The sequence below is a fragment of the Rhodococcus sp. no. 34 genome (genome assembly GCF_054589475.1).
In genome coordinates this window covers 150,394-163,880 of the sequence record NZ_BAAILK010000023.1, presented here as the reverse complement: position 1 = coordinate 163,880, position 13,487 = coordinate 150,394, and the positions used below count along the sequence as shown (strand labels likewise).

The 13,487-nt window shown below is 63.3% G+C and carries 12 protein-coding genes and 1 riboswitch; of the genes, 7 read left to right on the top strand and 5 right to left on the bottom strand.

The window, feature by feature from the left end; genetic code table 11:
• Positions 1–5 precede the first annotated feature (5 nt).
• A riboswitch (SAM riboswitch) is annotated at positions 6–146 on the top strand.
• Between the two features lie 143 nt (positions 147–289).
• From ACYP01_RS06730 to ACYP01_RS06715, 4 genes are all read left to right on the top strand, one after another.
• A complete protein-coding gene (locus ACYP01_RS06730) occupies positions 290–1,615 on the top strand; it encodes a bifunctional o-acetylhomoserine/o-acetylserine sulfhydrylase (protein ID WP_007727392.1) in 1,326 nt (441 codons plus the stop codon).
• The gene (gene metX / locus ACYP01_RS06725; RefSeq protein WP_003940997.1) at positions 1,612–2,748 is read left to right on the top strand and encodes a homoserine O-acetyltransferase MetX; all 1,137 of its coding nucleotides are present in this window, start codon (positions 1,612–1,614) and stop codon (positions 2,746–2,748) included. Before ACYP01_RS06730 ends, metX begins: the two co-directional genes overlap by 4 nt.
• Before the next feature lie 169 nt (positions 2,749–2,917).
• Positions 2,918–4,696, top strand: a complete 1,779-nt coding sequence (locus ACYP01_RS06720; RefSeq protein ID WP_399551586.1) for a DEAD/DEAH box helicase — start codon at positions 2,918–2,920, stop codon at positions 4,694–4,696.
• Positions 4,696–5,271, top strand: coding sequence for a hypothetical protein (locus ACYP01_RS06715; RefSeq protein ID WP_204855634.1), 576 nt, complete (start codon positions 4,696–4,698; stop codon positions 5,269–5,271). Before ACYP01_RS06720 ends, ACYP01_RS06715 begins: the two co-directional genes overlap by 1 nt.
• 5 nt (positions 5,272–5,276) lie before the next feature.
• On the opposite strand, the gene ACYP01_RS06710 is transcribed toward ACYP01_RS06715, so the two are convergent.
• Positions 5,277–5,561 (bottom strand): DUF3017 domain-containing protein, encoded by a 285-nt coding sequence (locus ACYP01_RS06710; RefSeq protein WP_003940740.1) that lies wholly within the window; start codon positions 5,559–5,561, stop codon positions 5,277–5,279.
• A gap of 5 nt (positions 5,562–5,566) precedes the next feature.
• Entirely contained in the window at positions 5,567–6,424 is an 858-nt protein-coding gene (locus ACYP01_RS06705; RefSeq protein ID WP_007727401.1) for a bifunctional methylenetetrahydrofolate dehydrogenase/methenyltetrahydrofolate cyclohydrolase, read from the bottom strand.
• Positions 6,425–6,455: 31 nt separating this feature from the next.
• Between ACYP01_RS06705 and ACYP01_RS06700 the strand changes: the two genes are divergently transcribed.
• Both ACYP01_RS06700 and ACYP01_RS06695 read left to right on the top strand, forming a co-directional pair.
• Positions 6,456–6,968: a GNAT family N-acetyltransferase gene (locus ACYP01_RS06700; protein WP_063836256.1), complete on the top strand. Its 513-nt coding sequence runs from the start codon at positions 6,456–6,458 to the stop codon at positions 6,966–6,968.
• A 32-nt stretch (positions 6,969–7,000) separates the two neighbouring features.
• Positions 7,001–7,276 carry a DUF1905 domain-containing protein gene (locus ACYP01_RS06695; RefSeq protein ID WP_007727403.1) on the top strand — a complete coding sequence of 92 codons (276 nt, stop codon included), beginning with the start codon at positions 7,001–7,003 and terminating at the stop codon, positions 7,274–7,276.
• 6 nt (positions 7,277–7,282) lie between these two features.
• On the opposite strand, the gene ACYP01_RS06690 is transcribed toward ACYP01_RS06695, so the two are convergent.
• Positions 7,283–7,903: a pentapeptide repeat-containing protein gene (locus ACYP01_RS06690; RefSeq protein ID WP_003940770.1), complete on the bottom strand. Its 621-nt coding sequence runs from the start codon at positions 7,901–7,903 to the stop codon at positions 7,283–7,285.
• 33 nt (positions 7,904–7,936) lie between these two features.
• Positions 7,937–8,617 (bottom strand): excalibur calcium-binding domain-containing protein, encoded by a 681-nt coding sequence (locus tag ACYP01_RS06685; RefSeq protein WP_459679053.1) that lies wholly within the window; start codon positions 8,615–8,617, stop codon positions 7,937–7,939.
• A gap of 135 nt (positions 8,618–8,752) precedes the next feature.
• On the opposite strand from ACYP01_RS06685, the gene ACYP01_RS06680 reads away from it, so the two are divergent.
• Positions 8,753–9,217: a tRNA (cytidine(34)-2'-O)-methyltransferase gene (locus tag ACYP01_RS06680; protein ID WP_007727408.1), complete on the top strand. Its 465-nt coding sequence runs from the start codon at positions 8,753–8,755 to the stop codon at positions 9,215–9,217.
• A 6-nt stretch (positions 9,218–9,223) separates the two neighbouring features.
• On the opposite strand, the gene ACYP01_RS06675 is transcribed toward ACYP01_RS06680, so the two are convergent.
• On the bottom strand, positions 9,224–13,408 hold the full coding sequence (locus tag ACYP01_RS06675; protein WP_459679050.1) for a molybdopterin-dependent oxidoreductase: 4,185 nt from the start codon (positions 13,406–13,408) through the stop codon (positions 9,224–9,226).
• Positions 13,409–13,487 lie beyond the last annotated feature (79 nt).

Sequence of the window (13,487 nt, the reverse complement as noted above, 5' to 3'; positions counted from 1 at the left end):
GACTTGGTCATGAGTGCCAGCGTCAAGCCCCGGCTCGCTGGACGGCAACCCTCCAACCGCGGTGGGGTGCCCCGGGTGATGACCAGGTTTCCCGACGTGGATCTGCTCGCGCAGTTCCACCGCAATTCGGGTGACAAGCGCGGGTCCGACAGGGACGGACCCCAGACCGGGCCGAGCCCCACGGAGGTATTTCAGTATGTGTCGCACTTGTAGATAGACCCCAGCACGGGGCGGCGATCATTCGCCCCCGTCCGACATCTATCCGTCAGACCACTGGAGTGAACAGATCATGACCGACAACACAGCCGACGCCGCAGCAACTTCGGATCCGACCGCGAACTGGTCGTTCGAGACCAAGCAGGTGCACGCCGGACAAACAGCGGACACCGCCACAAATGCGCGCGCTCTGCCGATCTACCAGACCACCAGCTACGTCTTCGACAGCACCGATCACGCTGCTGCACTGTTCGGCCTCGCCGAGCCGGGCAACATCTACACGCGGATCATGAATCCCACACAGGACGCCGTCGAGCAGCGCATCGCTGCCCTCGAAGGCGGAGTCGCCGCACTCCTCCTCTCCTCGGGTCAGGCCGCCGAGACCATCGCGATCCTCAACATCGCCGAGGCCGGCGATCACATCGTCTCCAGCCCGTACCTGTACGGCGGCACGTACAACCTCCTGCACTACACCCTTCGCAAGCTGGGTATCGAAGTCACGTTCGTCGAGGATCCCGACAATCTCGAGCAGTGGCGCGAAGCCATTCGCCCGAATACGAAGGCGTTCTACGGCGAAACGATCGCCAATCCGAAGAACCACATCCTCGACCTACCCGGTATCTCGTCACTGGCCCACGAGAACGGTCTTCCGTTGATCGTGGACAACACAGTCGCGACGCCGTACCTGCTTCGCCCACTCGAACACGGCGCCGACATCGTCGTTCACTCCGCCACCAAATACCTTGGTGGACACGGCACCGCGATCGCCGGCGTCATCGTCGACGGTGGCACTTTCGACTGGACGCAAGGTCGCCACACGAACTTCACGACGCCTGATCCCAGCTACCACGGCGTCACCTTCGCGGACCTCGGCGCGCCGGCGTTCGCACTCAAGGCCCGCGTCCAACTGCTGCGCGATCTCGGTTCCGCCGTGGCGCCGTTCAACGCGTTCCTCATCGCGCAGGGTATCGAAACCTTGAGCCTGCGCATCGAGCGCCACGTATCCAATGCACAGAAGGTCGCCGAATTCCTCGACGGCCACGTCGAGGTGGCCTCCGTTTCCTACGCGGGACTTCCCTCCTCGCCATGGTTCGAACGTGGAAAGCAGCTGACGCCCAAGGGAACCGGCGCCATCGTCACCTTCGAGCTGCCCGGCGGTATCGATGCGGGCAAGACGTTCGTCAACGCCCTGACGCTGCACAGCCACGTCGCCAACATCGGTGACGTTCGCTCACTCGTCATCCACCCCGCGTCGACGACACACTCGCAGCTCACCCCCGAAGAGCAGCTCGCCTCCGGTGTCACACCCGGGCTCGTCCGCCTCGCGGTCGGCATCGAAGGAATCGACGACATCCTCGCCGATCTCACCGTCGGCCTGGCAGCGGTGGCAAACTCGTGACCGTGAACGAATTGGAGCCCAGGATCGACCTCCTGCCCCCACCCGACGGCCAGGTGGGGTTCGTCGACATCGGTGCCCTGGAACTCGAAAGCGGCGCGGTGCTCCCATCGGTTTCGCTCGCCGTTCAGCGGTGGGGTGAGCTTTCCCCGAACCGCGACAACGTCGTACTCGTCGAGCACGCACTGACCGGAGACTCACACGTCACCGGACCGATCTCCGCGAATCAGCCCTCCCCCGGCTGGTGGAACGGGATGGTCGGCCCCGGCGAACCGATCGACACCGGCGAATGGTGCGTCATCGCAACCAATGTCCTCGGTGGTTGTCGCGGCACGACCGGTCCCAGTTCGCCGGCCGACGACGGCAAGCCGTGGGGCAGCAGGTTCCCGGAGATCTCCATCCGGGATCAGATCGCGGCGGAGAAGAAGCTCGTCGATCTCCTCGGGATCGACCAGTTGGCCTCGGTAGTCGGAGGATCCATGGGCGGCATGCGCACACTCGAATGGGCAGTTACCTACCCGGACAGCATTCGCTCCGCGTTGGTTCTCGCAACCGGTTCACGGGCCACTGCAGATCAGATCGGCACCCAGACGACGCAGATCGCTGCCATCGTCTCCGATCCGGATTGGCAGGGCGGTGACTACCACGGAACGGGGCGGGCACCTCGCGCCGGACTCGGCATCGCCCGTCGCATCGCGCACCTCACGTACCGCACCGAGTCCGAACTGGACGCACGCTTCGAGAACTCCGCTCAGAACGACGAAAATCCTTGGAACGGTGGACGATACGCCGTACAAAGTTACCTGGAACATCAGGCTGACAAGCTGGTCGACCGCTTCGACCCGAGCACGTACGTCCTCCTGACCGAGGCCATGAACCGGCACGACATCGGTCGTGGACGCGGCGGTGTTGCGGCGGCGTTGGCATCGATCACGGCACCGGTCGTGGTGGGCGGCGTCGACTCGGATCGGCTGTATCCCCTTCGCTTGCAGGAGGAGATCGCCGACGGAATTTCCACGTGCAGCGGCCTCGAGATTCTCAAGTCCAAGGACGGCCATGACGGCTTCCTGACGGAGGCGGACGCTGTCGCCGGACTGCTTCGCCGAACGATGGAGTTCGCACGCACGGCCCGCTGATCCGGCACAGAGGCACAATTTCAGGATCCGTCAATGTCGGGAAAACCACAGCTGATCTGCAGGTTTTCTCGACATTCTCATTGGCGAACGTGAGCCGGCGCGGCTAGCATCGGCGAACGTGAATCAGCCATGCTCGACGCGCCTGCAGGCTACGTACATTCCCGAGCACATGTCCTTCGCGTTCTGGGGTGACGCAGACCCGGCGGCGCGGCTGTCGGCACTGGGGATGCCGACCGGGTCGCCGGGCGTGTGCAGGCTTGCGATCCCGGTCGAAGAGTCGATCACAGCAACCGACGTCGGAGCGCAACTGCTCGACCTCACCACCGCGATCGACGCCTTCCACAACCTCGATGCTGGTCGCGGCGACCTCGGATCGTCGCTGCTCGCATGGAAGCGCGTCATCGACACCGGCGCACATGACATTCCGACCGCAGCGCATGCCGCGATCGAGCGCGACGACACGAAGATCCGAAGCGCCGCGTCCACGGTGCGGTTGTTCACGGAAGCGCGCGCGGCCATCGAGAGTCTTCGCCGAGCAAAGATTCAGGCGACTCTGCGCCCGTATCAAATGCACGGAGTTGCCTGGCTGACGGCTCTGTCGGGTTCGGGCGGTGGGATCTTGGCCGACGAGATGGGTTTGGGTAAGACACTGCAAGCGATTTCGATGATCGCGATCCGCGCCGACGACGGTCCGCATCTGGTTGTGTGTCCCACCTCGGTGATAGGAAACTGGCGCCGCGAGATCGAGCGATTCGCTCCGCATCTGCCACTGCACGTTCATCACGGGGCCGCCCGTGCACTTCCCACTCGTATCCTCGCCGGTACTACGGTTCTGACCAGCTACAGCGTCTTGCGTTCCGACGCAGCCCAATTGGCCCCGGTCCATTGGAGTTCAGTGGTCTTCGACGAGGCGCAACAGATCAAGAACCCCGCTTCCCTCGCCGCGAAAGCAGCAATGCAGTTGTCGGCGGACGTCAAGGTAGCGATGACCGGCACGCCGGTGGAGAACCGCCTCGAAGAATTGTGGTCACTCTTTCGCGTCGCAAATCCCGACGTCCTCGGAACTCGCGCACGGTTTCGTCAACGCTTTGCCGTCCCGATCGAATCCGGTCGATCGGCCACCGCGGCGACCAGGCTTGCCGCGGTCATCGACCCCTTCATTCTGCGCAGAACCAAAGACACAGTGGCCAAGGATCTTCCGCCCAAGCAGTTCTCCACGGTCTCGTGCACTCTGACGTCGGAACAGGCGCGCATCTACCGGTCGGCAGTTGCCGATGCTTTCGACTCCGGATTGGGCACGGGAATTGCCCGGCGCGGCAACATTCTTGCCCTTCTGACCACCCTCAAGCAGGTATGCAATCACCCCGCGCAGGTCACCGGCGATTCGGACGGCCTCTACGGAAGATCCGGAAAGCTCGACCGCGCAACGGAAATGATCGCTGAGATCGTCGACGACGGCGATCGCGCGCTGATATTCACGCAGTACCGGACGATGGGCGAGATGCTCTCGCGACACCTGGGAGCCGAACTGGGTATCGGTGCCGTGCCTTTCCTCCACGGCGGCCTGAACACCGACAAACGAGACGCGATGGTCGACGCGTTCCAGAACGAGACGGATTCACCACCGGTTCTGATTCTGAGCTTGCGCGCCGCCGGCTTCGGCCTCAACCTCACGCGCGCAAGTCATGTCGTGCACTACGACCGGTGGTGGAACCCAGCCGTCGAGGATCAAGCAACCGACCGGGCACACCGCATCGGCCAGAAACGCACCGTCAACGTCCACACCTTGGTGACGGGCGGTACCGTCGAGGATCACATAGCAGCGATGCACGAGTCCAAACGAGCTGTGGCCGATGCTGTCTCCGGGAACGTCGAGGCCGCGCTGGCCGATCTCCCCGACACCGAACTGCGTGAACTTCTCGAACTCGACGGCGCGGTGATCATCTGATGGCCAACGAATTCGGCGTCACCGCTTGGGGTCGAGCGTGGCTGCGCACGGTGGAGCGGACCGCGGCGTCCGGTCCGAACCCGTCCCTGCCGACAGCTCGCACCCTCGCACGCAACGGTTCCGTGGAGTTCACCGTCGTCTCGTCGGGGACCGTCGTAGCCGAAGTGAGCACCAAGGCAAAAACTTCGTCAGTGACGATTGGTGTCCCGCTCTGGACCAAATCCGAAATCGCTGCAGTGAAGAGCCTTCTCCGTTCGGCTGGAAAGGCGAACAGATCCGTCTCCACCGGCGAACTGCCGGACAGCATCGTCACCGAACTGCAGGCTCGAAATATCGCAGTAGCCGTTGATCTTTCGGAGTGCACTGCCAGCTGCGACTGCTCAGGTCGACGCTCGCCGTGCGTTCACCATCTCGCCGCAATCTACGCCCTGGCCGGGCGAATCGACGAGGAACCGGTCCTCGCAGTGACGCTGCGAAGTGCACCGGACAAGGCCGGAAAGAAGTCGGCATCCACTCAGTCACCGGAGTGGATCCCCTTGAGCGACATCAACATCCGCTCGTTCTACGGGGACTGACCTTCTCAGTCGGTACCGAGCGGATCGATGGTCAGGGCGAGCGTCGCGATCAGCACACCCATAACGCCCATCGCCGCAGTGTCGAAGACCCTTCCACGCACCGCGAGCAACCCCACACGGTTCTCGGGAACGAACCACCGAGCGGCAGCTCCGATGATGACGGCAACACCGAAGACGAGGGCGCCGCGGCGCCACCGGTCGGCCAGCACGAGAACCACGGCCGCCGCGATCACGGCGAGGACCGCGAGCATGGGCAGATTCTTCTTCGCGAGGCCGACCAGTGAGGACATCGGACTCAGACTCCGGCCAGAACCCGCTCGGCGCGCTCGACCACGTTGGTGATCAGGAACGCGCGGGTCAGCGGTCCGACACCACCGGGGTTGGGTGAGACGAAGCCGGCGACCTCGTTGACGTCGGCTGCGACGTCGCCGCGCAGGCCGTCGTCGGTGCGACTGACGCCGACGTCGAGGACCGCTGCCCCGGGCTTGACCATGTCTGCGGTGATGAGGCCGGGAACGCCGGCGGCAGCGACGATGATGTCGGCGCGGCGAACCTCGGCCGCGAGATCGCGGGTACCGGTGTGGCAGAGCGTGACCGTCGCGTTCTCGCTACGACGCGTCAGCAGCAATCCGATCGGGCGACCGACTGTGACGCCTCGTCCGACTACCACCACGTGTGCGCCTGCAATAGGGACCTCGTAGCGGCGCAGGAGATGCAGGATTCCACGCGGGGTGCACGGCAGCGGGGCTTCCTTGCCCAACACCAGTCGACCGAGGTTGACCGGGTGCAAGCCGTCGGCGTCCTTGTCGGGGTCGATGCGCTCGAGGGCTGCGTTCTCGTCAAGGTGCTTGGGAAGCGGCAACTGCACGATGTAGCCGGTGCACTCGGGATTGGCATTGAGCTCGTCGATCGTCGCGTTGAGCTGCTCCTGCGTGATGTCGGCAGGCAGGTCGCGTCGCAAAGAATTGATACCGACCTTGGCGCAGTCGTTGTGCTTGCCGCGCACGTAAGCCGCGGATCCGGGGTCGTCGCCCACCAGGATGGTGCCCAAGCCGGGTGTGATGCCCTCTGCCTTCAGAGCGCTCACCCGCACCTTCAGGTCTTCGAAGATTTCGTCGCGGGTAGCTTTGCCGTCGAGGATCGTTGCAGTCACGGCGACCATTGTTCCAGGTTAGGGTCGATGAGTGACAACGGCTCCGGAACTACGCGGCCCGAGGGTGCTCCTCTCCCCCGTCGCGCCCGATCATCACGCCCGTCTGCGGGCAATTCACCTGCACCCGGACGTCGTGCACTGGTGGCAAAATCCCGACGACGACTGGCCTGCAGCGCCGGAGGCTGGCACCACGCGCTACAGCATCTTCCACGGCGACCACCTGATCGGCTTCATCCAGTGGTATGAGGCGGAGGACAACCCCGACTTCCGCCACGCCGGGCTCGACTTGTTCCTCGATCCCGACTTCCACGGCCGAGGGTTCGGTCGCGAATCGATTCGCGTGCTGTGTGCCCACCTGATCGACGACCTCGCATTCCACCGTCTGGTCATCGACCCGGAGGTCGACAACTCCGTCGCCATCGCGTGCTACCGATCGGTGGGGTTCAAAGACGTCGGGGTGATGCGCGAGTATTCGCGAGATCGCCATGGTGTGTGGAAGGACGGACTGCTGATGGATCTGCTCGCACGGGAATTCATCCGCTGATCGACTGGGACGAGTTCGAAAGGACCGACATCATGTTGCTGGACAAGGAATTCACGGCCACCCTGCAGAAGAGCGACGCCAAGGGCGGGTGGACTTATGTGATCTGGCCGGAGTCCGCCGAGTTCTTCGGCACCCGCGGCCTGGTCAAGGTACGCGGGACGATCGACGGACATCCGTTCCAGAGTTCGTTCATGGCGTTGGGAGACGGTAACCACAAGCTGCCGGTCAAAGCCGATCTGCGCAAAGCCATCGGCAAGGAGACCGGCGAGCTGGTGACGGTGCGCCTCGAGGAACGCTTGGAGAGCTAGGCGCTGCTACTTCATGTCGACGACAAGACCGTGCGCCGACGCGTACGCCACCGCCTGCATCAACTCGATCTGCGCGTTTCCGACGGACGCGGACGTCCACAGGCTCGGATCGATCCGCGCACCGCGCAGATCTGCACCTTCGAGTTTGAGTCCACCCGTACGAGCACCGGACAGATCCGCCGACGCCAGCACCGCGCCCCGCATGTCGGCCCGAACCAGGTTCGCTTCACGGAATCGGCATGAGGTGAAGTCGATCTTCCTCAGGTCCGCCCCACCGAGTGAGGTCAACGAGAAGTCGACTTCGTCGAGCGTCAACGGCCGGATGCGGCAACCGTCGAACGTCGACCCGAGCAGACTGCAGTTTCGGAACGTGCTGTGCCACAGGCTGGTCCGAGCAAAATTGCACGAGCGAAACGCAGTTCCCGTGTGCACGGACTCCCCCAGATCGGTGCCGGTGAAATCACAGTCCGTGAACACCACCGACTCCGTCGTGAGTCCCGTGAGATCGGCATCTCGGAAATTGCAATTGGTGAAAGTGCGCTGACGCCACTTCTGCCCGGCCAGCCGCGCGTCTGAATAATCTTCGCCGACGACATCGTCGGATTCTTCGGGGAGCATGCCGTCCATACTGCCCCGCCGCACCGACACCGGTTCGATCGCCTAGGTCTCGCAGGCCACGCCGTCACCGTCACGATCAAGCTTGGACGAATAGCCGGGATCGCCGCGGTAGATCGGGGCAGCACCGGCCGCTCGCACGGCTGCACAGTTGGCGTAATACACCCCCGCGTCAGGCACCTTGGCCGGCGGCGGAACGTACGCCGGTTCTGTTGTCTTCGGCGGTGTGTAGGCCGGAGCGGGCGGAACGTACGGCGTTGTCGTGGTCTCCGGTACCTGAGGCACCAGCGGCACGATTGCCACGGTGGTTGTCGTCGGTGGCGGCACGATCGTTGTCGTCGTCGGCAAGAGGGACGAAGTCGTGGTCTTCGTCGTCGACGGGACAGTGCTCTTGGTTGTCGTCGCTGCAGCTGTCGTCGAAGAGGTCGCAGCAGGCGTCGTCGATTCTTCCGACTTGCCCGCTCCCGTCGCCGCGGCGATGGCAACCAGCCCCACGACTGCCACGCCGGCGATCCACGGCCACTTACGCCGCGTCTTGCCTTCCTCGGCGTTAGTGTCCGGCACCGCCGATCCGGGTGCGCCGAAGACCTGCGTGGGAGTGCCGAAAGCCTGAGTGGGTGCGTCGACGCCCTTGGGCCGTGTCTGCGCGGTCCACTGCTGACCGTCCCAGTAACGGTCGATCGTGGGGTCGAAGGGGTCGGGGTTCCAACCGGCGGGAGGGTTCATGAAATGTCCGTTCTGAGAAGAGTGCCGGAAATAGGTTCGCACGGACTGGCCGGTTTGTTACCAATTCGCCCACACTTCTCCACCGCTCTTCTCGCAGACGCGGGCACCGATATGCCGCCCGGTACAGTTCCTCGAGTGTTCCGAGTGATGTTCCACGAGCCCCGCATCCCACCCAACACCGGAAACGCGATCCGCATGGTCGCAGGCACCGGTTGCGAACTCCACCTGGTCGGCCCTCTCGGGTTCGACTTGTCGGAGCCGAAGCTCAAGCGCGCAGGCTTGGACTACCACGACCTGGCGACTGTCACGGTCCACGAAAACCTGACCGCTGCCTGGGAAGCCGTCACCCCCGCTCGCGTGTTCGCCTTCACCGCGCACGCGACCACGTCGTATGCCGATATCGCCTACCAACCCGGCGACGTCCTGCTGTTCGGGCCCGAACCCACCGGACTGTCCGAAGAAGTATTGGCGGACGAACACGTCACCGAGCGCCTGCGTATCCCGATGCTGCCCGGACGCCGGTCCCTCAACCTGTCCAACGCTGCCGCCCTCGTGACGTACGAGGCCTGGCGTCAGCACGGGTTCAAGGGCGCTGTCTGATCGACGTCAGTAGACGTCCCGGACATAGCGCTTCTCCGCCGAAAGAGCCTTCACGTACGCCTCGGCACTGCGAGGTGCCAGTTTTCCGTGCTGAGCGACCACCCCGTTGAGGGCACTGTCGACGTCCTTGGCCATCCGGTTGGCATCGCCGCAGACGTAGAAGTGCGCTCCCTTCTGCAACCACTCCCACAGCAGTGCACCCCGCTCACGCATCCGGTCCTGCACGTAGACCTTGTCGGCTTGATCCCGGGAAAACGCGAGGTCGAGTTCGGTGAGGAATCCGTCTTTCCGCAATTCTTCGATTTCTTCGCGGTAGTAGAAGTCGGTCGCGGCGTGCTGTTCTCCGAAGAACAGCCAGTTCGGACCCGTGTGCCCCAATGCCCGCCGCTCATGCAGGAAGGCACGGAACGGTGCAATGCCGGTCCCCGGACCGACCATGATCATCGGGGTCTCGGGATCGGAAGGTGGCCGGAAGTGGGTCGACTTCTGCACGTAGATACCGATGTCGTCATCGTGAGCGTGGTCGGCGAGGTAAGTCGAGCACACTCCACGCCGTGGGACACCCGCAACGTTGTATCGCACCGCGGACACCGTCAACTGCACTTCGCGTGGGTTCTCCTTCGGACTGGAAGATATCGAATACAGCCGCGGCTGAATCGGTTTGAGCAGCGAGAGCCATTCGTCTGTCGAGGCACGAACGGGCGACTGCGCGAGAATGTCGACGGACTGTCGTCCCCACGACCAGTCTTTGAACGTGGAGACATTCTCCGGCTTCAACAACTCGGCCAGGTCCGAATCGCGGGTTCGTTGATGCACGAATCGAATCATGTCGGTCGAGATTCGAGTGATCTCCAAGCGCTCGGTGAGCGCGGTACGCAGCGTCATTTCCCCGTACTGCCCCAGTTCGACGGTCTCGTCACCGTCGAGGCCGGTAAGGGTGAGCCACTCGTCGACAAACGGAGAGCTGTTTCGGGGCCAGACTCCGAGAGCGTCGCCGGCTTCGTAACTGACCGTGTCACCTGGAAGGTGAAAGCCCAACTGCCGCACGTCTTTGGAAGAACCCGGACGGTTGAGCACGACATTGCGCGTCAAGGCTGTGGTCAGTGGCGCCTTCTTGTTGTATCGCAGCGGCGGCGACATCGCCGGTGAAATCGGCGGGGTTGCAACGGTTGTCCCAGAATTCTTCTTTGCAACGAGGACGTCGGTCGTCTCGCCGGCCACCGAGCTCCGAAGCTCAGCCGTGACCGCCTCCAGCCATCCAGCAGCGGTGTCCTCGAAATCGGGCTCGCAGTCGGCGCGATCGACGATACGACTGGCTCCCAGTTCGGCAAGGCGGGCGTCGAGCTTTCGTCCGTGTCCACAGAAGTCGGCATAGTTCGAGTCGCCGAAAGCGATGACTGCATAACGTGTCTCGGACATGCGGGGCGCCGTGTCAGCAGACAACGCATCCCAGAAACCGCTGCCGTTGTCCGGGGATTCGCCGTCACCGGAGGTACTGGTGATCAGCAGGACCTCTCTGGTAGCTGCCAGGTCGGCGGCGGGGAACTCGTCCATCGCGTGCATCACCACGGGTAAGCCGATTCCCCCGAGACGAGTGGCGCACTCAGCAGCGAATTCTTCCGCGTTTCCGGTCTGCGATGCCCAGAGCACCACGATCGGCGCGCGCTCGGATCCAATACTCGGACTCGATGACAACGCAAGCCCGTCGGTGTCAGGAAGTGAGATCCGCGAGTACAGGCCGGCCAGAACACCGTCGACCCACATCCGCTTTTCGGCATCGAAGGGTGCCGTCGACGGCAAGGTAGGTACCCCGGCAGTGCGATCGGCGTCCGCACGCAACGCGGCGAGAAGGCCGGCCAGGTAGCTCTGTTGGAGCGGATCGAATACCACTGCAGGTGTTCCTGTTTGACCGAGGACGCCCGCGAGGAGATCGGTTCGCGACAACGCCCGATCAGCTGGCGCGGGAGCCACCAGCGCCGCCTCGGCGAGCACTGTTTCAGGTGTGTTCACGGCGACCTTCGTCATAGTGACAGCGCAGGCTTTGAACTCCGGTTGCTGCGAGGCAGGGTCGATGGCGTCGTTGGTGACGGCGTTGATGGACAGATATTCACCGAAGGCGTCGTTCCAGTGAAATGGGGCAAAGCAGTTCCCCGGACGCACTCGGTCGGTGACAACAGCCGGAAGCACAGCGCGACCGCGGCGTGAGGCAACCTCGATCGCATCCTGGTCGACGATGCCGAGCCTGGCGGCGTCGTCGGGATGGATCTCGACGAAGGGACCTGGGTTGAGCTTGTTCAACTTGGCCACCTTGCCGGTCTTGGTCATGGTGTGCCACTGGTGCGCGAGACGACCGGTGTTGAGCAGGAAGGGGTAGTCGTCGTCGGGCATTTCGGCGGGAAGCATGTGCGGCCGTGCGAAGAACATCGCACGGCCAGTGGCGGTGGGAAATGCGAGCCTCGGAGTGCTGCCGTCCTCGCGGATCAGGAGCCTTTGACTGACACCGTCATTGACGTATCGGATGGGATGACGGTCCTGATCACTGTCTGGCGGGCATGGCCACTGGATCGATGTCTTGCGGAGGCGCTCGTAGGTGACGCCGCGTAAGTCGTAGCCGGTCTTCGGATTCCAGAACTGCTTGATCTCTTCGAACACCTCTTCGGCACAGGTGTAGGTGAACGCTTCGGCGTACCCCATCTCGCAGGCGATCCGGGCGATGATCTGCCAATCAGGCAGCGCCTGCCCGACCGGATCCAGTGCCTGCTGAAAGAGCGTCAGGTTGCGTTCGGAATTGATCATCACTCCGTCGGACTCTGTCCACAGCGAAGCAGGCAGCAGAACATCGGCGTATTCGTTGGTCTCGGTGCCCAGGAAAGCATCCTGGGTGATGACGAGGTCGGCCTTCTCCAAGCCGTCGATGACGGTCTTGCGGTTGGCTACCGTTGCAACGGGATTGGTGCAGATGATCCAGCACGCTTTGATGCCGCCCGCCGCCATTCGGGAGAACATGTCGATGGTGCCACCGCCGATGTCGGTGCGCAGCGAGCCCTGCGGGATCCCCCATCGCTCCTCGACGAAGTCGCGATCGGCGTCGACCATCACGGCGCGCTGACCTGGCAAACCTGGCCCCATGTAGCCCATTTCGCGCCCACCCATGGCGTTCGGCTGACCGGTCAACGAGAACGGACCGCTGCCGGGCTTGCAGATCGCACCGGTCGCAAGGTGAAGGTTGCAGATGGCGTTGGTGTTCCACGTGCCGTGGGTGCTCTGGTTCAGACCCATTGTCCAACAGCTCATCCAGTTGGCGGCCTCACCGATCCACTGCGCTGCAGTGCGGATGTCGGCCTCGGGGATACCGGTGATCTCACTGACCTTCTCCGGGGTGTACTCCGCGAGGAAACTGGGCATCACCTCCCAGCCTTCGGTGAAGTCGGCGATGAAGTCCGGATCGGTGTGGCCGTTTACGACGAGCAGGTGGAGTAGTCCGTTGAGTAGCGCGAGATCGGTGCCGGGAGCGATCTGCAGGAACAAGTTCGCCTTGTCGGCGGTGGCGGTGCGTCGAGGATCGACGACGATCAACTTCGCGCCTGCCTTGATCCGCTCCTGCATTCGAAGGAAGAGGATCGGATGGCAGTCCGCCATGTTCGCGCCGGTCACGAAGAACACGTCGGCATGTTCGAAGTCCTGATAGGAACCGGGCGGTCCGTCGGCCCCGAGCGATTGCTTGTATCCGGTGCCGGCACTTGCCATGCACAGTCGGGAATTCGATTCGATCTGATTGGTCCCGATGAAGCCCTTGGCCAGTTTGTTCGACAGGTACTGAGCTTCGAGTGACATCTGCCCGGACACGTACAACGCAAACGCGTCGGGACCGTGCTCGTCGATTATTGCCCGCAGGCGCTGGGCGGTGTCAGTGATGACTGCGGCCATGTCCGCCGCTTCGATCGCATCGCCTCGGCGCGGACGGCGATATGCAGATTCCATGCGCCCCGGGCCGGCGAGCATGTCTGCGGTCGTGGTGCCTTTGGTGCACAGACGCCCGAAGTTGGTGGGATGTGTCTTCAGACCGGAAGACTTCGCAGCCTTCCGACGCCCCGTCTCCGGATCGGTGATGATGTCGAGGACAAGACCACAGCCCACGCCGCAGTATGCGCAGAGTGTGTCGACACTGGTGGTGGTGAGTTGAGCGCCCATCGATTCATGCATCCCTTCGACCGAGGATCAAGGTCGACATCTATCTTCGGATGCAGTTGTTTCGGGAGTTCATGCCCGA